Annotated in this window: 20 protein-coding genes; 11 read left to right on the top strand and 9 right to left on the bottom strand. The window is 64.2% G+C overall.

All coding sequences use genetic code 11. The annotated features are described in order from the left end of the window. Window positions 1-18: 18 nt before the first annotated feature. Entirely contained in the window at window positions 19-1245 is a 1227-nt protein-coding gene (locus EH240_RS15290; protein WP_124999541.1) for an iron-containing alcohol dehydrogenase, read from the bottom strand. 240 nt (window positions 1246-1485) lie between these two features. Between EH240_RS15290 and EH240_RS15285 the strand changes: the two genes are divergently transcribed. The 5 genes from EH240_RS15285 to EH240_RS15265 all read left to right on the top strand — a co-directional run bounded on the left by EH240_RS15285 (window position 1486) and on the right by EH240_RS15265 (window position 7897). Beyond that, window positions 1486-2184: a GntR family transcriptional regulator gene (locus EH240_RS15285; protein WP_124999539.1), complete on the top strand. Its 699-nt coding sequence runs from the start codon at window positions 1486-1488 to the stop codon at window positions 2182-2184. Between the two features lie 75 nt (window positions 2185-2259). Beyond that, window positions 2260-2853 (top strand): DJ-1/PfpI family protein, encoded by a 594-nt coding sequence (locus tag EH240_RS15280; protein WP_124999537.1) that lies wholly within the window; start codon window positions 2260-2262, stop codon window positions 2851-2853. Between the two features lie 367 nt (window positions 2854-3220). Then, window positions 3221-4108 carry a metal-dependent phosphohydrolase gene (locus EH240_RS15275; protein ID WP_124999535.1) on the top strand — a complete coding sequence of 296 codons (888 nt, stop codon included), beginning with the start codon at window positions 3221-3223 and terminating at the stop codon, window positions 4106-4108. Between the two features lie 199 nt (window positions 4109-4307). After that, the gene (locus tag EH240_RS15270) at window positions 4308-5375 is read left to right on the top strand and encodes a cyclic nucleotide-gated potassium channel (RefSeq protein WP_124999533.1); all 1068 of its coding nucleotides are present in this window, start codon (window positions 4308-4310) and stop codon (window positions 5373-5375) included. 776 nt (window positions 5376-6151) lie between these two features. Next, window positions 6152-7897, top strand: coding sequence for an adenylate/guanylate cyclase domain-containing protein (locus EH240_RS15265; protein WP_124999532.1), 1746 nt, complete (start codon window positions 6152-6154; stop codon window positions 7895-7897). 392 nt (window positions 7898-8289) lie between these two features. On the opposite strand, the gene EH240_RS15260 is transcribed toward EH240_RS15265, so the two are convergent. Beyond that, the gene (locus tag EH240_RS15260) at window positions 8290-8562 is read right to left on the bottom strand and encodes a hypothetical protein (RefSeq protein ID WP_124999530.1); all 273 of its coding nucleotides are present in this window, start codon (window positions 8560-8562) and stop codon (window positions 8290-8292) included. Between the two features lie 92 nt (window positions 8563-8654). Continuing rightward, the gene (locus EH240_RS15255; protein WP_124999528.1) at window positions 8655-9404 is read right to left on the bottom strand and encodes a DUF899 domain-containing protein; all 750 of its coding nucleotides are present in this window, start codon (window positions 9402-9404) and stop codon (window positions 8655-8657) included. 125 nt (window positions 9405-9529) lie between these two features. Here EH240_RS15255 and EH240_RS15250 point away from each other — a divergent pair, with 125 nt between their 5' ends. From EH240_RS15250 to EH240_RS15240, 3 genes are all read left to right on the top strand, one after another. After that, the gene (locus tag EH240_RS15250; protein ID WP_124999526.1) at window positions 9530-10750 is read left to right on the top strand and encodes a helix-turn-helix domain-containing protein; all 1221 of its coding nucleotides are present in this window, start codon (window positions 9530-9532) and stop codon (window positions 10748-10750) included. Window positions 10751-10780: 30 nt separating this feature from the next. After that, entirely contained in the window at window positions 10781-11785 is a 1005-nt protein-coding gene (locus EH240_RS15245; protein WP_124999524.1) for a zinc-dependent alcohol dehydrogenase family protein, read from the top strand. 98 nt (window positions 11786-11883) lie between these two features. Next, entirely contained in the window at window positions 11884-12525 is a 642-nt protein-coding gene (locus tag EH240_RS15240; RefSeq protein WP_124999522.1) for a Vgb family protein, read from the top strand. Window positions 12526-12548: 23 nt separating this feature from the next. Here EH240_RS15240 and EH240_RS15235 read toward each other — a convergent pair whose 3' ends face one another. The 3 genes from EH240_RS15235 to EH240_RS15225 form a co-directional block, all read right to left on the bottom strand. Beyond that, the gene (locus EH240_RS15235) at window positions 12549-13637 is read right to left on the bottom strand and encodes an acyltransferase family protein (protein WP_124999520.1); all 1089 of its coding nucleotides are present in this window, start codon (window positions 13635-13637) and stop codon (window positions 12549-12551) included. Between the two features lie 112 nt (window positions 13638-13749). Next, window positions 13750-14982, bottom strand: a complete 1233-nt coding sequence (locus EH240_RS15230; RefSeq protein ID WP_245436068.1) for an MFS transporter — start codon at window positions 14980-14982, stop codon at window positions 13750-13752. Beyond that, window positions 14979-15710: an MBL fold metallo-hydrolase gene (locus EH240_RS15225; RefSeq protein WP_124999518.1), complete on the bottom strand. Its 732-nt coding sequence runs from the start codon at window positions 15708-15710 to the stop codon at window positions 14979-14981. The genes EH240_RS15230 and EH240_RS15225 overlap by 4 nt, the downstream gene beginning before the upstream one ends. A gap of 110 nt (window positions 15711-15820) precedes the next feature. Between EH240_RS15225 and EH240_RS15220 the strand changes: the two genes are divergently transcribed. Together EH240_RS15220 and EH240_RS15215 are read left to right on the top strand one after the other, a co-directional pair. Next, window positions 15821-16486, top strand: a complete 666-nt coding sequence (locus EH240_RS15220; RefSeq protein WP_124999516.1) for an ArsR/SmtB family transcription factor — start codon at window positions 15821-15823, stop codon at window positions 16484-16486. Window positions 16487-17327: 841 nt separating this feature from the next. Then, entirely contained in the window at window positions 17328-18170 is an 843-nt protein-coding gene (locus tag EH240_RS15215; RefSeq protein ID WP_124999514.1) for a hypothetical protein, read from the top strand. A 197-nt stretch (window positions 18171-18367) separates the two neighbouring features. On the opposite strand, the gene efp is transcribed toward EH240_RS15215, so the two are convergent. After that, window positions 18368-18937: an elongation factor P gene (gene efp / locus EH240_RS15210; protein WP_124999512.1), complete on the bottom strand. Its 570-nt coding sequence runs from the start codon at window positions 18935-18937 to the stop codon at window positions 18368-18370. A 129-nt stretch (window positions 18938-19066) separates the two neighbouring features. Here efp and epmA point away from each other — a divergent pair, with 129 nt between their 5' ends. After that, window positions 19067-20113 (top strand): EF-P lysine aminoacylase EpmA, encoded by a 1047-nt coding sequence (epmA, locus tag EH240_RS15205; protein ID WP_124999510.1) that lies wholly within the window; start codon window positions 19067-19069, stop codon window positions 20111-20113. 33 nt (window positions 20114-20146) lie between these two features. On the opposite strand, the gene EH240_RS15200 is transcribed toward epmA, so the two are convergent. Both EH240_RS15200 and EH240_RS15195 read right to left on the bottom strand, forming a co-directional pair. Next, a complete protein-coding gene (locus EH240_RS15200; protein WP_124999508.1) occupies window positions 20147-20971 on the bottom strand; it encodes an ABC transporter permease in 825 nt (274 codons plus the stop codon). 2 nt (window positions 20972-20973) lie between these two features. Then, window positions 20974-22257 (bottom strand): ABC transporter permease, encoded by a 1284-nt coding sequence (locus EH240_RS15195; protein ID WP_124999506.1) that lies wholly within the window; start codon window positions 22255-22257, stop codon window positions 20974-20976. Window positions 22258-22259: the final 2 nt, after the last annotated feature.

Genomic DNA, 22259 nt, shown 5'->3' with positions numbered 1-22259 from the left:
TGGAAACCGCTCCATCCCTCACATCGCGGCGGCGGCCATGTCGCCGTCATAAGCAGCCCTGACCAGGCGCCGCATCGCGGCGATGTCGAATGGGCGGGGACTGTTCTTGATCAGCCGGTCGATGCCGAGCGCCTGCTCGGCCGTCCAGTCGATCTTGTCCTCGGCAAGCCCCAGGTCGGCCAGCGTCCGTGTGATGCCGATGGCGTCGAACAGTCGCGCAACTTCCTTGATCGTGGCGTCCGCCAGCCTTTCGGCATCGTCGTCTTGGCGAGGCAGGCCAAGAGCGGTGCCGAGTTCGGCAATCTCTGCCGCAACCGCGGGAAGGTTGTACTGCATCACATAAGGAAGCATCGTCGCGACGCCCAGCCCGTGCGGCGTGTGGGTGAGCGCGCCGACCGGATATTGCACGGCATGGGCGGCGGCGGTTCCCGCCGTGCCGAAGGCGCAGCCGGCGGCGAGCCCCCCCATCATGACATCGGCGCGCGCGTTCTCGTTCGATCCGTCACGCCAGGCCGCTTCGAGGCTGCGGCCCAAAAGCCTGATCGCCAGCAGGGCGAAATGATCGGTCAAGGCGCTCTTGCCAATGAAGACGTGCCGCTGCGGCAGATGGGCATCGGCGCCACGCCTGGCGGCGGTGAAGGCTTCTATCGCGTGCGTCAGCGCGTCGGCGCCCGCGACAGCGGTCAGCGACGGCGGGCAGGTCGCCGTCAGGTCCGGGTCGCATAGCGCCACAGCGGCGATTAGGTGGGGGCTGGAGATGCCGACTTTGAGCGTCCGCTCCGGATCCGAGATCACGGCGACCGGGGTAACTTCAGAGCCGGTGCCGGCCGTTGTCGGCACCGCGATCACGGGGAGGGTGGGGCCCGGCACCTTGAACTCACCATAATAGTCCTGGAGCTTGCCGCCGTGGCTGAGCAGAAGCGCTGCGCATTTGGCCATGTCGAGGCAACTGCCGCCGCCGATGCCGATCACCATGTCCGGCTTGAAGCTTTTGGCCTGCGCAATACAGGCGGCGACGCTGTCGCGAGGCACGTCTGGCAAGGTTTGGTCGTAGACGCACATGTCGACCTGGGCCGCTTCCAGGCCGGCGAGGATTTCAGCGAGCTCGGACGTCTTCGCGAGGCGTTCGTCGGTGCAGACGAACGCGCGTTTGCCATATCGTGCGGCAATGGCAGGCAGCGCGTGGCGCTGGCCTTTGCCGAACAGGATTTCGCGCGGCAGGCGCGCGGCTGCAAACAAGGTCATCGACTTGTGTCCTTGGAAGTGGATGGATGCAAGGTGTCGAGTTCGTTGCAGTCCTCGTTTGGTGGCAAGGCGGCTCGCTCTTTAGCGTCAGGTTTCGTGCCATGCGAGCCTCACACGCGCAACCGGCATCCACACGGGTTCTAGCCCATTCGTTCATATCCTCTATAAAATCGTATATGATATAGTATTGAATTAGCCGGAGCATCGTGTTAGTGCTTGCTCCTGTCAAGAGGCAATGCGATGCAAAACCCGGACCTGACGGTTGACAACGAAGCCCGCTCGAGCGGCCGCATCCAGCGCGCAAACAGTCTGGCCGGCGATGTCTATGAAGCAATCTTCGCCCAGCTGATGTCGCTGAGGATTCCCCCGGGATCGCGGATCACGGTCGACAATCTGGTCAAGGAATTCAACGTCTCTCACACGCCTATCCGCGAAGCCCTCGGGCGGCTGGAAGGCGAGGGGCTGGTGGTGAAGACCCACCTGATCGGCTATCGCGCCGCCGCGCAAATCACACGGCGCCGGTTCGACGAGCTTTACGAGTTGCGCCTTCTGTTGGAACCCGCCGCTGCGGCCAAGGCCACGGCAGCGCTGGATGAGGAGCGCCTTGCAACCTTAAGGGAAGCGGCCGGCGTCATGGCCCGGCGGGTGGGGAAGGACGAGCGCCTGCGCTACGCCAACTTCGCGCGACAGGACGCGATCTTTCACGACAAGATCATGGAGTTCGCGCAGAACGAGCTCATCCGCGAGACGCTGAGCCATCAGCATACCCACTTCCATATCTTCCGCCTGATGTACCACTCGCGCGTTACCGAAGAAGCGCTGGATGAGCACGAGGCAATTCTCGCTGCCTTCGCCGCGGGCGACGCAGGCGCCGCCGAGAGGGCGATGCGCGTGCACATCGAGAATTCGCGGGACCGGCTCCTGCCCGCCTTCGAGTAATCGCTCCAATTCAAACTGCGACGGCCGAGGCGCGTTGGCGCGGCCCTGTGATCTCCAAAATCGAAAGGACAAGTCATGCCAGCCAAGAAGATTCTGATGCTGACCGGTGAGTTCACCGAGGAATACGAAATCTATGTCTATCAACAGGCGATGGAGGCCGTCGGCCACACCGTCCACGTCGTGTGTCCCGACAAGAATGCGGGCGACCTGATCAAGACCTCATTGCACGACTTCGAGGGTGACCAGACCTACACAGAGAAGCTCGGTCACTACGCGTTGATCAACAAGACGTTCTCCGACGCGGAGAAGCAGCTCGACCAGTACGACGCCGTCTATTGCGCCGGCGGCCGCGGACCGGAGTACATCCGCACCGACAAGCGCGTTCAGGCCATGGTGCGCCATTTCCACGAGGCCAGGAAGCCGATCTTCACCATCTGCCACGGCGTGCAGATCCTGATCGCGGTCGACGGCGTCGTGCGCGGCAAGAAGGTTGGCGCGCTCGCGGCCTGCGAGCCGGAAGTGACGCTCGCCGGCGGCACATACATCGACCTGTCCCCGACAGAGGCTTATGTCGACGGCACAATGGTTTCGGCCAAAGGCTGGACCGCTCTTGCAGCCTTCATCCGGGAATGCCTGAAGGTGCTCGGCACGGAAATCCGGCACGCCTAGTCTGAAGCAACCTGGTCGATGTGGTGAATGCCGTTCGACCAGGTTGCCTCCTTGATCGTTCTGTCTTCAGCTCCGCCCCACCCTGAGCGTGACGTCTGCTTCTAGAGGGAAGGTCCGCAACTTGCGCTCAACGGGGCATTTGGGCTCCATACGGCGCTTAATGGGCCGCAATATCAAACTCACGCCCGCCTCGTCGCCAGCCGCTGCCACGGCGCCAGATGGAACGCGGCCATCAGCAGATACATCGACACCATGCCGGTGAGCATCGAGGGGCCGGACATGCACATCATGTCCCACGCCGGAACCGTGCTAGGATGGCCGCCGCGGCGCGACTTGTCGAACTCCAAAGCGCTCAGGAACGATTGTCATGCTCAATCCAATCTCCATCATGGCCAACCGGCTCGGCGACTATCTGTCAGATCTCTATCTCCAGTATTTCTCGCATCGCAATCCGGAATATGCGAGCTACATAGGCGGGGCGGCCCGCCTTGTCCTGGAGCGCATCGGCAATTCGAATGCCCTCTATCACAACATCGAGCACACGCTGATGGTTACGCTCGCTGGCCAGCAGATCATCCGCGGCCGGCTGCTTTCGGAATCCCTGACCCCCGATGACTGGCTGCATTATACCTGCGCGCTGCTTGTCCACGACATTGGCATGGTGCACGGCGTGTGCCAGGGCGACACCGAGGATAGCTTCGTCATTAACGAGGCCGGCGACCGCTATACGCCACCGCGCGGCGCCTCCGATGCGGTGCTTGCGCCCTATCATATCGAGCGCGCCAAGATCTATGCGTGCCAACGTTTTGCTACCTCGAAGTTCGTCAACGAGGAGCGCATCGTCGAGGCGATCGAGATGACGCGCTTTCCGGTACCGAATGATCCGGCCTACCAGGTCACCAACACCGAGCCGGCGCTGGTCAGGGCCGCGGACCTGATCGGCCAGCTCGCTGATCCCTTCTACCACCGCAAGCTGCCGGCGCTGTTTGCCGAGTTCTCTGAGATCGGGATGGTAGAAAAGCTCGGCTGCAAGACCGCCGCCGATCTCGGCGCCATCTTCACCGATTTCTTCACGCTGCAGGTCGAGCCCTACATCGGCGACGCGATCCGCTATCTGGAGCTGACGACCGAAGGCAAGCAGTGGATAGCCAACCTCCACAGCAACCTCTTCCAGTCCGGGCATCGCCCAGCCAGGATCGGGCCGTTCCCCGGCGTGTTGCAGTCGACCTCGGCGAGCCTTTTGGTGGGTACTTAAGAACCCGGGATTGTTTCCTTTTTTCCGCCGGTGCCAAGCCGGCAGAGGTTGCATGCGGCGGCTGTCGACGAAGATGAACGCAGGGGTCGAGGTCATCTGAGTTCACCGTTGGTGATGCACATCGCAGCGACAGTAAGCACTTTGCGCTTGCCTTGAAGGCATCCTATTCTGGAGGGTAGTAGCCGCTCGTGGGCATAGAATGTCGGTACTGCCTTTCTTAAGAATTTGCGCGCCGCTCAATGCGCTGCTGGCTGCGACTGGGCTTGTGGCGGTGGCTACGCTCACGACACCGGACATGTCCGGACGAAGCAGACTGGCTCTGGCTGCCGTGCTCACGGTCATTTGGGGCGCCTATCTCCTGCAACTGGCCGAGACGCTGCTCAAGCGCCGGGCGGGAGACGTTCGTGACAGGACGCCGGCAATCGCCATCGATGTGCTCGCGGTTTTGGTTCCACTCGCCGCATTTCTGCTCGTCGGCACGCCCGACAGGAGCCTCTACTGTGCTGTCTGGCTGCTGAAACCGCTGCGCGACTCGACTTTCTTCCCGCTGCTGGGCAGGGTCCTGACCAACGAAGCGCGCAACCTGATCGGCGTCACCACGGTCTTCGGCATCGTTCTGTTCGGTGTCGCGCTCGCGGCCTATGTCATCGAGCGCGACGTCCAACCGGAAAAGTTCGGCAGCATCCCCCAGGCAATGTGGTGGGCGGTGGTCACGCTGTCCACCACCGGCTATGGCGACGCTATTCCGGAAAGCTTCGCCGGCCGCGTCCTCGCCGGGGTGGTCATGATGAGTGGCATTGGCATCTTCGCGCTCTGGGCTGGCATTCTTGCCACCGGCTTCTATCAAGAAGTCCGTCGCGAGGATTTCGTCCGTAATTGGCAACTGGTCGCCGCCGTGCCGTTGTTTCAGAAGCTCGGCCCGGCCGCGGTAGTCGAGATCGTGCGCGCGTTAAGACCTCGCATCGTGCCGGCGGGCGCCGTGATCTGCCGCAATGGCGAGACTGGTGATCAGATGTTCTTCGTCGTGGAGGGGCGCGTCAAAGTCGCGATGCCGAACCCGGTGGAGCTTGGCCCTGGCACCTTCTTCGGCGAGATGGCACTGATCAGCGGCGAACCGCGTTCGGCGACCGTCAGCGCCGCAACGGTGGTCTCGCTCCTGTCGCTGCACTCGGCGGATTTCCAGATGCTGTGCAGCAGCAGCCCGGAGATCGCGGAAATCATTCGCAAAACCGCGCTCGAGCGGCGCGCCGCGGCGCCGATGGCTTGACCGCACTAGGTGTGCAGTCCCGGACTGTAATGGTGTATCATCGACCCAGAGTCGTCAGGAGGAGGATGCGATTGCAAGGTGGCCAATTGCCTGCCGATGTGGCCGGCTGGAACTACATGGTGCGGCTCTATCGGCACGCGCGGAGCTTCTGGACGGCACATGGAAGGCAACTAAGCGTCATTGCTAAAGGTCCGCTTGGGGGTCACGGGCGTCGTTCAGACGACGGCGAGCGAAAAGCCGCTTGGGGTCAGGTCGCGTCATGAGCCAGCCGCCGGAACGGGCAACTTAGCGCCGCATCTCGGCCGTAGAGATCGGCTTCGCAGCCTCCTGAATGCAGAGCTTGCCGGCGATCACGCTGGAGGTCGTAGTTGCGCCACTTGCCGACCTCAGCACCTCTAAGCGCGAACATCTGGTGTGATGCGCCGATGCGCGCGTTCGTGCTGTTACATCGCGGTGACAAACGCACCGCCACGGTGGCGTCAACCGGTTACACAGGGCAGGAAATATCTCCGGCCTTCTGGGAGTGGCGTGTCAGCGTCCCCAGAGGCTGCGTGGGCGTGTCGTCGGTTGGCTGTTAGCGCGGCGACTGGAACGCTCCACGCCTCGCAAGCGGGATAGCGAAATCTCGTGAAGGCAAGGTCAAGTTGCGTTCTCCGTTCTGTATCGGCGACGGGCGGCGACTGGGAGAGATGGATACCATGCACGTGGGGCGTCTGGAAGTTGGCAGGACATGGACGCGGGGCGGCCCGCGTGCAGGCGCTTGGCTGAGCGGTGCAATGACCACGCAGCGCCACCTCGCAGCGATCCTGGCTTGCGACGTGGTCGGCTATTCGCGCCTGACGGAGCGCGACGAGCGCGGCACGCTCGAGCGGCTGAAGATCTACCGCAAGGACCTCCTCGAACCGCTGGTCTCCGAGCACCAGGGTCGGATCGTCAAGCTCACCGGCGACGGCATGCTGTGCGAATTCGCGAGCGTCGTTAACGCGGTGACCTCGGCGATGGCGATCCAGCAGGCCTTGGCAGAACACGAGGCGGAGACGCCCGAGGAAGAGCGGATACGCTTCCGCATCGGCATCAATCTCGGCGACGTGGTCTGCGAGGAGGACGGCGACCTCTACGGCGACGGGGTCAACATCGCCGCCCGCCTCGAAAGCATCGCCGATCCCGGCACCGTGCTCGTCTCCGGCACCGCCTACGACCACCTTCAGGGCAAGCTCGACTGCGGCTTCACGCCGCTCGGCGACCTGCGCCTCAAGAACATCGAGCGGCCTGTGCGCGCCTACCGCGTCGAGACCGACGCCAGCGCCTCGGTGGCTGCACCGCCTCCTCTGCCCGAGAAACCCTCGATCGCGGTTCTGCCTTTCACCAACATGAGCGGCGACCCCGACCAGGAATACTTCGCCGACGGGCTGGTGGAGGACATCATCACGGGATTGAGCCGGGTGAACTCCTTCTTCGTGATCGCCCGCAACTCGTCCTTCACCTACAAGGGCCGGGCGGTGGACCTGCGCCAGGTCGGGCGCGAGCTGGGCGTCCGCTACGTGCTAGAAGGCAGCATCCGCAGAGCAGGATCGCGGGTGCGCATCAGTGGGCAGTTGGTGGACGCGATCAGCGGACACCATGTCTGGGCCAACCGCTTCGAGGGCGACGTGAGCGACATCTTCGACCTGCAGGACAAGGTGACCGAGAGCGTCGTCGGCGCTGTCGAACCGAGCATCCGGCTGGAGGAGATCAAGCAGGCGCGCATGAAGCCGACCGAGTACATGAGCGCCTACGACCTGTACCTTCGCGCGCTGCCGCGCTTCTACAGCATGACGCGCGAAGGCTTTGCCGACGTGCGCCGGCTCACCAACGAGGCGCTCAGCATCGACCCTGGCTTCAACTTGGCGAAGGCACTCGGCGCCTATATCCGCAGCCTATCCGTGAGCCAGTGCTGGCACGAGCCCGACGATATCCGAGTCGCCGCGCGCATGGCGCAAGAGGTGCTGGCGGAAGCGCGCGACGACCCCACGAGCCTACGCTTCGCCGCGCAGGTGATCGCCTACAGCGCGAAGGACTACGAGATGGCGCTGGGCACGATCGAACGATCCCTGCTACTCAACCCCAATTCGGCGCAGGGCCATACGGGCAGCGGCTGGGTGAACGCACATTCCAGCCGCCCGCTCGTCGCGATCGAGCACTTTCACAGGGCACTGCGGCTGAGCCCGGTCGACCCCGAGAAGGGCATCGCGCTCTCCGGCATCGGGATGAGCTACCTGATGCTCGAGCGCTACGAGGAAGCGCTGGCATGGGGAGAACGCGCGCTGCACGAGATGCCGAACTACGGCTCCTCGCACCGGGTGGTGATCATGGCGCTGGTCGAACTCAACCGGCTGGACGAGGCGCAGGCGGCAGCGCGGCGGCTGATGGAGGCGTTCCCGACCTACACGCTCACCCTGCAGAGACAGATCAACCCGTGGCTGGACAAGGTGTTCGCCGAGCGTTACGTCGAGGCGCTGGGCATGTCCGGCGTGCCGGCGTGATCGTCGCGGTTGCAAAGATGCCCTGTCCTGCGCGTCACGTCCGGCCAGGGCGATGCCCTCGATCCCGCGTCGCTTCTGGAAGGATAGTTCTCTGGCCGGCACGTCCGAGGACTGAGCGCGTAGAGCAGCCGTGAACAGCCCGCGAGGTCTCTGTTGGGTTCGCGTCGAATTTCCGGTTTCCACCTGACGAGACCTACCGACGGTCCAGACAAATGTCGCCGTTGGGTCAGGTCACGACAATGGGTGTGCGGAAATGAATGTCTGCTCTGCTAGATCGGGAGATCAGAACCCGCCAGTCCGCTGTCGGCCCCAAACCGGCCGCCCATAGTCTCGCGCTGAACGTCGGCAGTTGGCGTTCAGCGGGCATTTCGGCTTTGGCGCTCAGCCAAACCTCACGCCTGCTGCGCCGCCAGCCGCAGCCACGGCGCCAGATGGAACGCGGCCATCAGGAGATACATCGGCACCATGCCGATGAGCATCGAGGCTCCAAGTCCGGACATGCACATCATGTCCTGACCGCCATAGGCGGCGGTGAGCAGCGCCATGGCCGCGAAGGTCGGCGCTGCGGCGAGGCAGAGCCAGTCGGCGAGGCCGAAGCCGCTCGAGCCGGCCGGGCGAGGGGCGCTCGCCGTTTCGATGGCGACGTCTGGGTTTTCGATGCTCATCTTATCCACCATCCAAATGGCCGTGCTTCAAGGCGTGTGTGGAAGGAATCGGCTCTGGCGGCGCGGCAGGCGCCGCCAGAGTCGCTTCGCGCTCAGGCGTTCTTGTTGCGGAACGCCGCTTCGCCGGCGTCCGACACCTCGACCCATCTCTGGTCGGGAGCGGCGCCTTCCTCATAGCTGTCGTGCCAGTTCCACCACTTGTAGGTCTGGGTCTGCGGATAGCCCTCTGGCGAATCCTCCCACACCTCCTGGCGGCCGAGCGGGGTGATGTCGAGATAGCTCCACACGGTGCCAAACGCCTCGTCGCCGCGGTTGTTGACGAAATAGGTGCGGAAGATGCGGTTGCCGTCGTGGATGAAGACGTTGTGGCCGTGCCATTCGTCGACGCCGAAATCCTTATCCCAGCTGTCGGTGATGGTGTACCAGGGCATCTTCCAGTCCATTCGCTGCTTCAGCCGCTGGATGTCGGCCTGCGGCGCGCGCGATGCATAGGCAAGCGTGGTGTCGCGGGCGTTGAGATGGGCGAGGTTGCCGACCTGGTCTGCGCCGAGCGAGCAGCCGCGGCAGGCATGCTCCGGCCAGCCATAGACGCCCGGCTCGAAGAAAGCGCGGTAGATGATCAGCTGCCGGCGGCCCTCGAACAGGTCGAGCAGGCTCGCCTTGCCGTTCGGACCTTCGAACACATAGTCCTTCTCGACAAGCATCCACGGCATGCGCCTGCGTTCCGCGGCGAGCGCGTCGCGGGCCCGGGTCAGGGCCTTTTCTTTCACGAGCATCTCCTCGTAGGCGCCTTCCCAGGCTTCTTGCGAAACGACCGGTGGTGTCTTCATGTGCTGGGTCATTGCTCTTGTCCCGTTCTTTCGGTTTGGTTGGGGGTGACGGGGACAGACATAGGGCCGGACAGCGCAATGGTGAGAGTTACAAGTGTGACGCGATTTGATCCGGCGGACCCCGAAGCAGGCATGGCATGGACTCGCTGATCAATGCCGCCGGCCGTGCGTTGGCGTCGGGAGACCCGCTCGGCGCCCTCAAACGCGTCGCGCTGCGCGATGACGCGCCGGCGCTGGCGCTGCGCGGCATCGCCATGGCTCAACTCGGCGACTTCGCCAAGGCCAAGGCGCTGCTGAAGAGCGCCGCCCGCGCCTTCAGCCCGAAGGAAGCGGTAGCGCGCGCGCGCTGCGTCGTCGCCGAGGCCGAGATCGCGCTGGTCTCACGCGATCTCGGCTGGCCGGAGAAGGCATTGCGAGCCGCAAGAACGACGCTTCAAGCGCATGGCGATCGGGTCAATGCCGCCTACGCGGGAAGCCTCGAGGCCCGCCGGTTGATCCTGATCGGCCGCCTCGACGAAGCCGAGCGCCTGCTTGCCGGCTTCGATCCGGCACCGCTGCCGCCGGTCGCGCGCGTCGCGCATGAGCTCGCGGCCGCGGGCATCGCGGTCAGGCGTTTGCGAACGAAGGTGGCACGCTCGGCGCTCGGCCGGGCGGCGCTCGCGGCCTACCAAGCCAACATTCCGGCGCTGAAGGCGGAGGTCGAAGGCGCGTCGCTGGTGCTGAACGTGCCGGTGGCGCGGCTCGTATCGAAGGGTTTGGAGAAGCCGCTGCAGCTCGATGAGGTCGAGGCGCTGCTCGCATCCGGCGCGCTCGTCATCGATGCCTGCCGCAATGTCGTGCGCGAGGCCGACACAGTCGTTTCGCTGGCGACGCGGCCGGTGCTGTTCACGCTGGCGCGCACGCTGGCCGAGGCCTGGCCGGCTGATGCTTCGCGGGAGGTGCTGCTGAGGCGCGCCTTCAGGGCCAGGCACGCCGATGAATCGCATCGCGCGCGGCTCAGGGTCGAGATGGGCCGGCTGCGCGCCGAGCTCGGCGCGCTCGCTGAGGTCAACGCCACGGCGGCAGGCTTTGCGCTTTCGCCGCTGAACGCCGCCGAGGTCGTCGTGCTCGCGCCGCCTGTCGAGGAGGAGCATGGCGCGGTGCTCGCCTTCCTGGCCGACGGCGAGTCCTGGTCGAGCTCGGCGCTGGCGATCGCGCTCGGCGCCAGCGCGCGCACCGTGCAGCGGGCGCTGGAAGCGCTCTCGGCCGACAATAAGGTGCAAGCGGTCGGCCGCGGCAGGGCGCGCCGTTGGATGACGCCGCCGATGACTGGATTCCCGACTGTCTTGTTACTCCCGGGTCCGCTGCCGAGCGACTAAGGCTCCGGGCGAAGATTGGAGGGAAAGATCATGAGACTGGTCAGATTGGAAGCGCCTGGAGGTTTGAGAAAGTTAAAGCTGGTGGAGGAGGATCGCCCCGAGCCGGCGGCGGGCGAACTGTTGGTCGGGATTCGCGCCTGTTCGCTGAACTTCCACGACGGCATGGTGGCGGCGGGCAAGAAACCGTGCGCTGACGGACGTATCCCCTTGTCCGATGGCGCCGGCGAGGTGATCGCGGTCGGCGAGGGCGTCGACGCATTCAAGCCCGGCGATGCCGTCGTCAGCACCTATTGGCCGAACTGGCTGGCAGGCGAGGCGACGCCCGCCACCAAAACCGGCGAACTGGGCGACGACCTCGACGGCTATGCCCGGGAATATGTCTGCATGCCCTGGCATGCCTTCACCAAGGCTCCCGCGGGTTACTCACATGTCGAGGCGGCGACGCTCGCCTGCGCAGGCGTTACCGCCTGGAAAAGCCTCGTCGTGTGCGGCCGGGTGAAGCCAGGGGACACGGTGCTGGTCCTCGGTACGGGCAGCGTGTCGCTGTTCGCGCTGCAATTCGCGAAGGCTGCGGGCGCCCGGGTCATCGCGACGTCTTCCTCCGAGGAGAAGCAGGAGAGACTAGGGCTTCTCGGCGCAGATGACGTCATCAACTACCGGTCCGTGGCCGACTGGGGCCTCAAGGCGAGGGACTTGACCGACGGTCGCGGTGTCGATCACGTCATCGAGGTCGGCGGTCCCGCCACGCTGGCGCAGTCCATCGCGGCCTGCAGGATGGGCGGCCATATTGCCCTTGTCGGAGTCCTGACTGGGTTCGCCGGCGAGGTGTCGATCCCAGCGCTGTTCTCCAACCAGATACGCATCAGCGGCATCTCGGTCGGCAGCAGGACGGATCAGGAGGAGATGATCAGGGCGATAAATGCCAATCGGCTGAGGCCGGTCGTCGACCGCGCGTTTCCATTGCAAGAGATCGCCGGCGCCTTCAGCTTCTATGAATCGCAAAAGCATTTCGGCAAGATTTGCCTCGAGCTGTGAAGGTCCGCAATTCGCGACGCTCTTGTTACTCCCGCAGTATTTGCCGAACGACTAGTGTCGAAACAAGCAAAATGAGATTAGAAATCGAGGATGATGAGATGAAACGAGCCGCTGCCGAGATCCTGCGGGAATATGGACCCTTCCCGGACGCCGAGCGCGTCAATGGCGTGACCTATGACGGCAAGAATGTCTGGTTCGCCACCGGCGACAGACTGAAGGCGCTCGACCCGGAGAGCGGCGCGATCGTGCGATCGATCGACGTCGCCTCGCATGCCGGGACCGCCTTCGACGGCGAGCACCTCTACCAGATCGCCGAGGACCGCATCCACAAGGTCGACCCGAAGACCGGCAAGGTCGTCGCCACCATTCCCGCCCCCGGCAATGGCGGTGACTCTGGGCTTGCCTGGGCCGAAGGTTCGCTCTGGGTCGGCGAATACAGGGCGCACAAGATCCATCAGATCGATCCTGAAACGGGCAAGGTGATCCGCACCATCGAGTCGAAGCGCGTCGTCACCGGCGTCACCTGGGTCGATGGCGAGCTCTGGCATGCCACTTGGGAAGGTGAGGAGGGTGATCTGCTGCGCATCGATCCTGAGACGGGCGACGTGCTGCAGGAGGTGGCAATGCCCTCCGGCGTGTCGGGGCTGGAATCCGATGGCGGCGGCTGCTTCTTCTGCGGAGGCGGCAGCAGCGGCAAGATCAAGGCCGTGCGCCGGCCGGGATATGACGCTGACAAGTAACGGATAGCCTGGAACGGGCGGCCTCAGCCCGCCTCGCGCGCCGGCCGGGCAACGCCCTTGTTTGAGATCTGGCCGGCATTCGGCCTGTCGATATGCGCCCAGGCCGGCCGCTCGAACAGGAAGTTGCCGAAGCCGGTGCGCTTGACGATGAAATAGAGAATAACCGGGCTGATGACCGAAACGAGCAGCACCGCGAGGCTCAGCATGCCGGTGTCGGTCAGAAGGCCGCTTGCCAGCATGACGCCGCGGAAGATCGACATCGGGATGGTGAAGGCGACATAGACGACCAGCGAATGTTCGCCGAGCCAGCGCAGCCATTCCATCGAGGCGAACGTCGACAGGAAGCCGCCGGCGACGCAGAGCGCGACCGCGCCGGCGACGGCCAGCGTAAGATGCAGCGGCGGCCATGCGGCCAGGCCCATCTGCATGCCGACCGGCTCAACGGCGTAACCCGGCGAATAGACGAGCAGGCCGTTGACGACCGCCCACGCGATCAAGCCCGTAACGGCGATCGCCGGACGGTCTTGCGTCCACGCGACCAGCCGGAACACCAGCGCCGCCAGGACGAAACCGAGATAGAAGAACACGAAATAGGCGGCGAATTGCGTGAGGGCATAGCTCTCCGAGTACGGCGCCCACATCTGCAGCATGGCGGCAGCCAAGATGACGATCCGGTGCGGCACGCCAAGCTCGCGCAAAATGCGCGCGGCGAGGCCGAACACCGCCAGCATGTAGATGAACCACAGCACGCCATAGGGCTGGACGACAGCCATTGCGAGGTCATGCAGCATACCAGCGGGATCGCGGCTGAAGATGCCGATCTTCAGCCCGATCGAGATGATCGCCCACAGTACGTAGAAATAGAGATAGTGGACGACGCGCCGGTCGATATAACGCCGCCACGGCCGATCGATCACCTGCGACAGGAACAGGCCGGAAATGAGAAAGAATTCCGGCATGCGGAACGGCGTCGCGAAGCCGATGACGTAGTGGAGAAAGCCGACGCCGCCGGTATATTCGCCGGTGTTGTAGGCGGAATACATCATCACCACCAGGATGATGGAAAGGCCTTTTGCCGTGTCCACCCACGACATGCGTGCCGAGCTGCTCATGAACGATCCAAGGAAATTCACCCGCCCAATAGTACCGGACAGGCTCATCTCTAGCAGCATGAAGCTTCGGATATCGTAAACGTGACGCTGCCGTCCGTTGCTTAGTGTCGGGTCAGCGACCTGTCTCCCGCATCGTCACCGCCACGATCGCGCCCGACAGGAAGGTCAGCGCCGCGATTGCCGCGATCGCCGCGACGAAGCCGAAGAAGTCGGCGATCAGCCCTGCCGACAGCGCCCCGAGCGCGTAGCCGAGGTCGCGCCAGAAACGGTACACGCTGAGCGAGCGCGCCCGCCACGAGGGATGCGATGCGTCCGACACCGCCGCGATCAGGCTCGGATAGACCATCGCCGTGCCGAGGCCGAGCAGCAGGCTTGCCAGCAGCCACCAGCCGAAATCGCGCGTCATCGCGGTAGTGAGAAGCCCTGCCGCCTGCACCCACATGCCGGCGACGATCAGGCCCTTGCGGCCCCACCGGTCGCTGAGCGGACCGGTCGCGACCTGGAAGACGCCCCAGACCGCGGGATAGACCGCCTTGAGGATGCCGATACGCTCGACGCCGAGCCCGTTGGCGAGGAAGAAGAGCGGGAAGAGCCCCCAGCTCATGCCGTCGTTCAGATTGTTCACAAGGCCGGCCTGCGAGGCCGCGAACAGGTTGCGGTCACGGAGCGAAGTCAGCATGAAGATCTCGCGGAAGCTGAGCGGCGAAGCCTGCTTGGCGTGGTTCGAAAGCTCCAGTCGCACATGCTCGCGCGTGTCGCGCACGAGCAGGATCGACAGCGCGGCACCGAGGATCGCGTAGCCGACGCCGAGATAGATCGGCACCGGGCGCAGCCCGTAGCGGCTTGCCAGATAGCCGGTGAGGAAGGCGGTGACGCCGACGGCGAGGTAGCCGGCGAACTCGTTGAGGCCGACCGCAAGCCCGCGCGATTTCGGCCCGACCAGATCGACCTTCATGATCACCGTCATCGACCAGGCAAGGCCCTGGTTGATGCCGAGCAGCGCATTGGCGGCGACGATCCAGCCCCAGCTCGGTGCCCAGATGATGATGAAGGGCACCGGCAGGCCGAACAGCCAGCCGAGGATCAGCACGCGCTTGCGGCCCCACCTGTCGGCAAGCTGGCCGGACACGAGATTGGCGCAGGCCTTGACCACGCCGAAGCTGACGATGAAGGAGACGACCAATGTCGTGGAAGCGACGCCGAATTCCTCCGCGCCGATCAGCGGCACCACCGTCCGCTCGATGCCGACCATTCCGCCGACGAAGGCGTTGATCAGCACCAGCAGCGCGAACTGCTTCCAGTTGGCCCTGAGGCCGAGCGCGACGCCGGGCGCCGCTGCGCTCAAGATCGAGCCCCGGCGTTTGCGGCCCGGGTGCGGGCGGCGTCCGGCGGCGGGGGAGGGATGTCGGCGGTCATGGCGGCTACGAACTGGTCCTCGTCCTCGATGCGGAAGGCCTTGTTGAAGCGCCGCTCGAAGCCGATCGTCGATGTCGGCTTGCCGCTCAGCGAGCGGCCGCAGACCGAGCCGGAATAGGCGCCCGGCAGCACCTCGATATGATCGGGCAATTCTTTCAGGCGGCGTACGCTGGCATAGAGCGCGCGGGCGCCGTCCTCGGCGTTTGAAGCAAGCTCGGTACGGCCGAGATCGCCGACCATCAGCGTATGTCCGGTGAGCACGAACCAGGGTTCGGCCGACCGTGTCCGGTCGGTGACGAGCAGGCTCAGATGCTCCGGCGTGTGGCCCGGCGTATGCATCACGGTCGCCGTGACATTGCCGAGTTCCAGCACCTCGCCGTCCTTCACGCGCCGGAACGGGAAGCCGGCCGCGGCGCCTTCGAACAGCACGTATTCGGCGCCGGTCGCCTCGGCGAGCGCTCGCCCGGCCGAGATATGGTCGGCATGGATATGCGTGTCGACGACATAGAGGATGCGCATGCCCGTGGCATCCGCCGCTTTGACATAGGGCGCGATGTCGCCGACCGGGTCGACCACGGCCGCGCAAGCCTTGCCGCCGCAGCCGAACAGATAGGAAGCCGCAACCGGGTCGGTGTGCAGGAACTGCCTGAGAATCATCGCTTTTCCTCTGTGGCGGCACCGCGTCGGGCGGGCGCCCAACTTGACACCAGATGCCGAAACTGTCATTCAATCATTCTATTGAATGACGATGCGTCGCTGAAAGGCCAATGTCAATCCGCAATCCGAAGCAGGCGCTTTACGAGCAGTTCGCGATCGTCGCCAAGGCGCTCGGCCATCCGCTGCGCCTGGAAATGATCGAGCATCTCGCGCAAGGCGCGCGCAGCGTCGAAGCGCTGGCCGCGAAGCTCGGCCAGCCTGTCGCCAACATCTCCCAGCATCTTCAGGCGCTTCGCCGCGCCGGCATCGTCTCGGCCGAACGCGACGGCAAGTTCGTCCGCTATGCACTTACGGATGAGAGCGTGCTCGATGCCTTCGCTTCGGTGCGCGGCGTTGCCGAGCGGCGCCTTGCCGAGGTCGACCGCATCGTGCGCGGCTATTTCGACGCGCGGGACGATATGCGGGCCGTCAGCCGGGACGAGCTTCAGGCGCTGATGCGCGACGGGTTGGTGACCTTGATCGACGTCCGTCCGCCGGACGAGTTCGCGCTCGGCCATGTGCCCGGCGCGATCAATGTCCCGCTCAGCCAAATCAGGACCTGGTCTGCGGGGACCGCTGCCGACCGCGAGATCGTCGCTTACTGCCGCGGTCCGTGGTGCGTGATGTCCTTCGAGGCGGTCGCAGCACTACGCTCTCTCGGGCATTCCGCGCGCCGCCTTGAGGACGGCATGCCGGAATGGAAGGCCGCCGGCCTGCCGGTGGAGATGGCCGCCTGATATTGTGGCTAATTGGGCGGGCGGAATGCTCGCGAGCCGAAAGGCCACCGAGCGCCAGTTGCGGACGCTTGATTACAACATGACGAATGCCTTGAGTGGGCCGAAAGCAGTCGGTCTATTGCCGGTATGCCGGAGCCGGAAAGCCTACAGTCGCCTTTGCCAATTCAGTGGAATATCCAGTCAGATGATCGGGCGTATTGGGATGGAGTGCGTGTCTGCCGAGACCCTTATCCGTGGATCAATCGAAACGTACCGCGACCTGAGCCATGCCTTCTCCGATATGCCAGATCGAGCCGGGAATTATTGAAAAGAACGCGTGGAACGTTGCCGCAGTTTTCAGACCAGCACCTGAGCGCGTAGGACTTACGTCATCTTCACCTGGGAATGCTTCGGCGGCGCTCTCGCATTGCCGTTTCGCACCACTCGGATTATCCCATCCAATGCGTACATCGCCCCACTCTAGCCTACCTTGCGGTGTCGAAACATTTTCTCGGTCGGACCGCTTATGAGTTCGCGTTCGCTTGGATCGCCGAGGCGCAGCGGCCGTTGGTCCCAACGCTGGAAGCCGCACTTGATGAGCGAGATAGTGCAGGAGAGCCCGCTACACACAAGGCACGACTGGGCGCCTTCTCGACTTGAAGAGCTAGGCATCGAATGAGCACTGCACGAGCGCGCACCAAATCGCTGATTTTGGCATGGTTCGATAAGCGCAAGCCCACGGCATTACAGCGAAGGCGGTTTGCCGCCGATATCGATCGCTTTTTTGATGTGCTCGCGACACGGGCAAGCTGGTGCGAATGCCTCGACCCTCCTGGATGATAAGGGTACGGCAGATTTCTCGATGAGTGGACACGACTGGCGCGCCCGGCCCAGTGCCAAAGGCCTCGTCGTCAGCTCGATCGTGCCTGGCTGGAGTTTTGGCTGGCGCGGAATCCTCAAAGACGACATCGCCGATGACATCCTCGTATGGCTTGGTCACTACGCCCGGCAATATATTTATCGGTCCAACATCGCGAAGGTGCTTATGGCTGTTTGGGAGCGGAACGGTCTCGTCCTGCACCCCTTCGGCACAGGCCTGATAATTGAACGATACAGCAATTTCCGGCCGAAGCCGTCTACCCGTGAGATCTTCGCGAAGGCCGAACGCAGCTATACTGACCAATGGGGCACGTTCAGCGGGGATCATCGAGCATATCGTTCTAAGTGGGAATCGCGAAACACCCTCGACCCCGCGATCCATCAAGGCGTTTTCCATTTTCTCCGGGCCAAGAGCCCAGCGTCTGCTGAATTTGAACTGGAGGCGCTGGCTGCCTACGACTGCGTGCTGCACTCGCTTCAGGATTTCGACTGGAGATGGGCGCCGGGAAATCCGAAGCGCGATCGGCGGGACCTCGTTCGGGCGCTTCGCCTGGGTGAACGCGCCGAAAACCTCGCCGAACACGTCTATTTTCTACGCAACCAGTTTATTGCCCATGCCGGCGGCTGGAGATGGTGGGATGCAGGCGAGTATCTCGAAGTCGATTTAAGTGCGAATGCCGGCCGGTTGGCATCAAGGGCATTGCGCAAGGCAGCCGACATCGAGCCACTGTATCGCCGCCTCGATCCGGCCCCGCCGGACTGGGCACTCTGGTTAGAAGAGAATTTTCCGCGAATTTGGTCGGCGATATGGTTCCGCGATCCTTAGAACGAATGACAGGGTTCGGCCGATCCGCAACGGATCCGGATGTCGTAAATGGGGCGCAAAGCTGCCGTTCCGTTCGCGCGCGAAACTGACGGACCGGGTCAAAAGGCGACCTTAGCTGGCGGAGTATTTATGCTGATGGCAGGCCCGCCTGATCACAGGCGAGCCGGGTAACTGGGCTGCAGTGAAACTCCGGATCCTCAGTCCTTGGCGCGCTCGACGTAGGAGCCGTCGGCGGTCATCACCACCACGCGCGTGCCGGCGGAGATATGCGGCGGCACCGCCGTGCGCACGCCGTTGGAAAGCATTGCCGGCTTGTAGGATGACGACGCCGTCTGGCCCTTGGTGACCGGCTCGGTCTCGACCACCTCGAAGACGGCGCGCTGCGGCAGTACCAGCGAGATCGGCACGTCGTTGAACTGCGCCAGCTGCACCGCCATGCCTTCCTGGAGGTAGGGAGCCATGTCGCCGACCACGCTTTCGGGAGCCACGACCTGGTCGTAGCTTTCCGGGTTCATGAAATGGAAGCCTTCGCCGTCGGAATAGAGGAAGGTGTGCTCGCGCTCCTCGACATAGGCGCGCTCGACCATCTCGGTCGTGCGGTAGCGCTCCGAAACCTTCACCCCGTCGCCGATGCGGCGCATGTCGAGCTGCGTCACCGGCGTGCCCTTGCCAGGGTGGATGTTTTCGGCAAAGAGGATGACATAGAGCTTGCCGTCCTTATCGACGACGTTGCCTTTGCGTAAGGAACTGGCGATGACCTTGACCACGGTATTCAATCCTAATCGAGTTTTTCGGCCCGCAAGCGTCGATTGCCACGAAGCGGCGACGGCGGCCATCGCGTGCGCCCTAGCGCATCTTACGCTGAACCGCCAGCCTTCCCGGCGATTTTCCTGCCCATGACCGACGCTTCGCCCTGGTGGACGCCGCATATTCATGCCGATCGCCGGCCACGGCTGATGGCGCGCAACGCCATCGCCGCCGCCTTGCGCGGCTGGTTCGCCGAGCGCGATTTCGTCGAGGTGACGACGGCCGCGCTGCAGGTTTCGCCCGGCAACGAGGCGCATCTTTCAGCCTTCGCCACCGAGGCGATCGGGCGCGACGCATCGCGCCAGCCGCTCTATCTTCACACCTCGCCGGAATTCGCCTGCAAGAAGCTGCTTGCAGCCGGCGAGAAACGTATTTTTAACCTCGGCGCGGTGTGGCGCAACCGCGAGCGCGGGCCGCTGCACCATCCCGAATTCACCATGCTCGAATGGTACCGTGTCGGCGAGGCCTATGAGCGCCTGATGGCCGACTGCGCCGAATTCCTGGCGCTTGCCGCCGACAAGGCCGGCGCCAAAAGCTTCCAGTTTCGCGGCCGCGAGGCCGATCCTTTCGCCGAACCGGAGCGGCTGAGCGTGGCCGAAGCCTTCTTGGCGCATGCCGGCATCGATCTGCTGGCGACCGTCGCGTCCGACGGCAGCACGGATCGCGGCGCGCTCCACGCGGCCCTTAGCCGTGCCGGCCTGCGCACCGCGCCCGACGACAACTGGGCCGACCTGTTCAGCCGGGTGATGGTGGAAAAGATCGAGCCGGCGCTGGGGCAGGGGCGGGCGACCATCCTCTACGGCTATCCGGTCTCGGAGGCCGCCTTGGCGCGACCGAGCGCGGAGGATCCGCGCGTCGCCGAACGCTTCGAGCTCTATTGCTGCGGCGTCGAGCTCGCCAATGCCTTCGGCGAACTGACCGACCCGGCCGAGCAGCGCCGCCGCTTCGTCGCCGAGATGGACGAGAAGGAGCGCATCTACGGCGAGCGCTACCCGCTGGACGAGGATTTCCTCTCGGCACTGGCCATCATGCCGCAGGCCAGCGGCGCGGCGCTCGGCTTTGACCGGCTGGTGATGCTGGCGACGGGCGCGACGAAGATCGAGGACGTGATCTGGGCGCCGGTGGCCGGCGCATGATGGAGCCCGCCGGCCGGCGCCTCTTAAGATCTACTATGCAGCGCCCGGCTGCTTCAGGCCGCGACGCGCGAGCAGGTTGGCGACGACCAGGAGCACGATCGACAGCGCCATCATCAACGTCGCCGCGGCGGTGATTGCGGGGCTGAGCTTCTCGCGAAGGCCGATGAACATTTCGAGCGGCATGGTGCGTTGACTGGCGCTGGCCAGGAACTGCACGACCACCACCTCGTCAAAAGAAGTGACGAAGGCGAAGGCCGCTCCGGACAGCACGCCCGGCAGGATCAGCGGCAGCATGACCCGGAAGAAAGCTGTCACAGGCTTCGCCCCTGAGATCGCAGCGGCGCGCATCAGGTTGCGGTCGAAGCCGGTCAGGCTCGCGCCCACCGTCACCACGACGAACGGGCTTGCGAGCGCTGTATGCGCGAGGATGATACCGGCATAGGAGCTGGCCAGCCCGACGCGCGCGTAGAACAAATACGACCCGACGGCGGTGATCACCACCGGCACGATCAACGGCGAGAGCAACAGCGGCATGACGATGCGGCGGCCGGGAAATTTCTCGTCGGAAAGCGCGATCGCCGTCAGTGTGCCGAGCGTCGTTGCGATCAGCGTCGTGCCGAAGGCGACGATCAGGCTATTGCCGATTGCCGATTGCCAGCGCTGCGTGCCGAGCACCACCTCGTACCAACGCGTCGAGAGGCCTTCGAGCGGGAAAATGAAGAAGGCGCCGCTGTTGAAGGAGAGCGGCACGGGGATGAGGATCGGGACCAAGAGGAACAGGATCACCAGGCCGCACCATATCCAGAGCAGGGTGACGCGGATGCGGTCGCCGGTGGTGGGATAGGGGGACAAGAGCATGGCTACACCAGCTTCAGACGATCGAGGCCGAGGATGCGAGCAAAGATGCCGAACAGCGCCAGCGTGAAGACCAGCAATATGAAGCTTAGCGCCGCTGCCATCTCCCAGTTCAGTTCGACGTTGACGTAATTGGCGATGAAATTGCTGATCAGCTGGTCGCTGGCGCCGCCGATCAGCGCTGGCGTGATGTAGTAGCCGAGGCATAGGATGAAGGTGAGAAGGCATCCCGCCATGACGCCGGGAAATACCTGCGGAAGATAGATACGCCGGAAGGCAGTGAAGGGCCTTGCACCCAGCGAATAGGCCGCCTTCATCTGCGACGGCTGGATGGTGCGCATGACGCTGTAGATCGGCAGCAGCGTGAACGGCAGCTGGATATGGGTCATGGCGATGATCAAGCCCATGCGGCTGTACATCAGGTCGAGCCGGTCGCTCGCGACGCCAACCCAAAGCAAGAGGTCGTTGACCAGGCCGAATTTCTGCAACAGCACCGTCCAGGCGGCCGTGCGCACGAGGATGGATGTCCAGAACGGCAGGAGCACTGCGACGATAAGGACGGCCGCCGGCCCCTTCGGTAGGTTGGCGATGAGATAGGCGAGCGGAAAGCCAAGGATCAGCGTGGCAAGCGTTACCGCCGCAGCGACCAAGAAGGTGCGCAGGAAGACCTGCACGAAGATCGCCTGTTCCGGCGGCACCCGCTCGATGCCGCCATCGGTGTTCCAGCGCAGGTCGAGGGCGCTCAGCAGGTAGAATGAGGTGAAGCTGCGGGTGCCGTTCTGGATCGCCGGCCATGTCGATGGCGCAGACCAGAATGGAACCGATTTCATGATTTCGAGCGGCGGCTGGCCGCTATCGTCACCCAGCTTGCGCACCGTCTTGAGCACCTGGCTGCGCGCGCCGGGCAGGCGGGCATTCAGGCTCTTGGCCAACTCATAGGCCGTGCCCTTGACCTGGTCGTCCTTGAGGTCCGAGGCCAAGGCGGTGAAGGCGTCGTCTGCGGGCAGGCCCTGGCCGTTCCAGCCGCTGAGCGCCGCGGCTGTCCTAGGCAAGGCGTCGGCAATGGTCGGATCGTAAACAGCGCGCGAGAGCAGCAGCACGATCGGGATGCCGAAGCTCAGCGCCAAGAGGACGAGCAAGGGTGCCGCCAGCAGCAGCGAGCGCAGCCGGTCGCCGAATTCGGCGCGGCGGAGCGCCGCCGACACGGACTTCCGGTCCGCGTCGGCGGCTGCTGACCGGCCGCGGGCCAGCGCCGGCCGGTCGACTTCGCTAGGCTGGAGTGCCGACATCG

The organism is Mesorhizobium tamadayense, from assembly GCF_003863365.1.
Lineage (GTDB): Bacteria > Pseudomonadota > Alphaproteobacteria > Rhizobiales > Rhizobiaceae > Mesorhizobium > Mesorhizobium tamadayense.
This window is presented reverse-complemented; position numbering and strand designations above follow the sequence as displayed.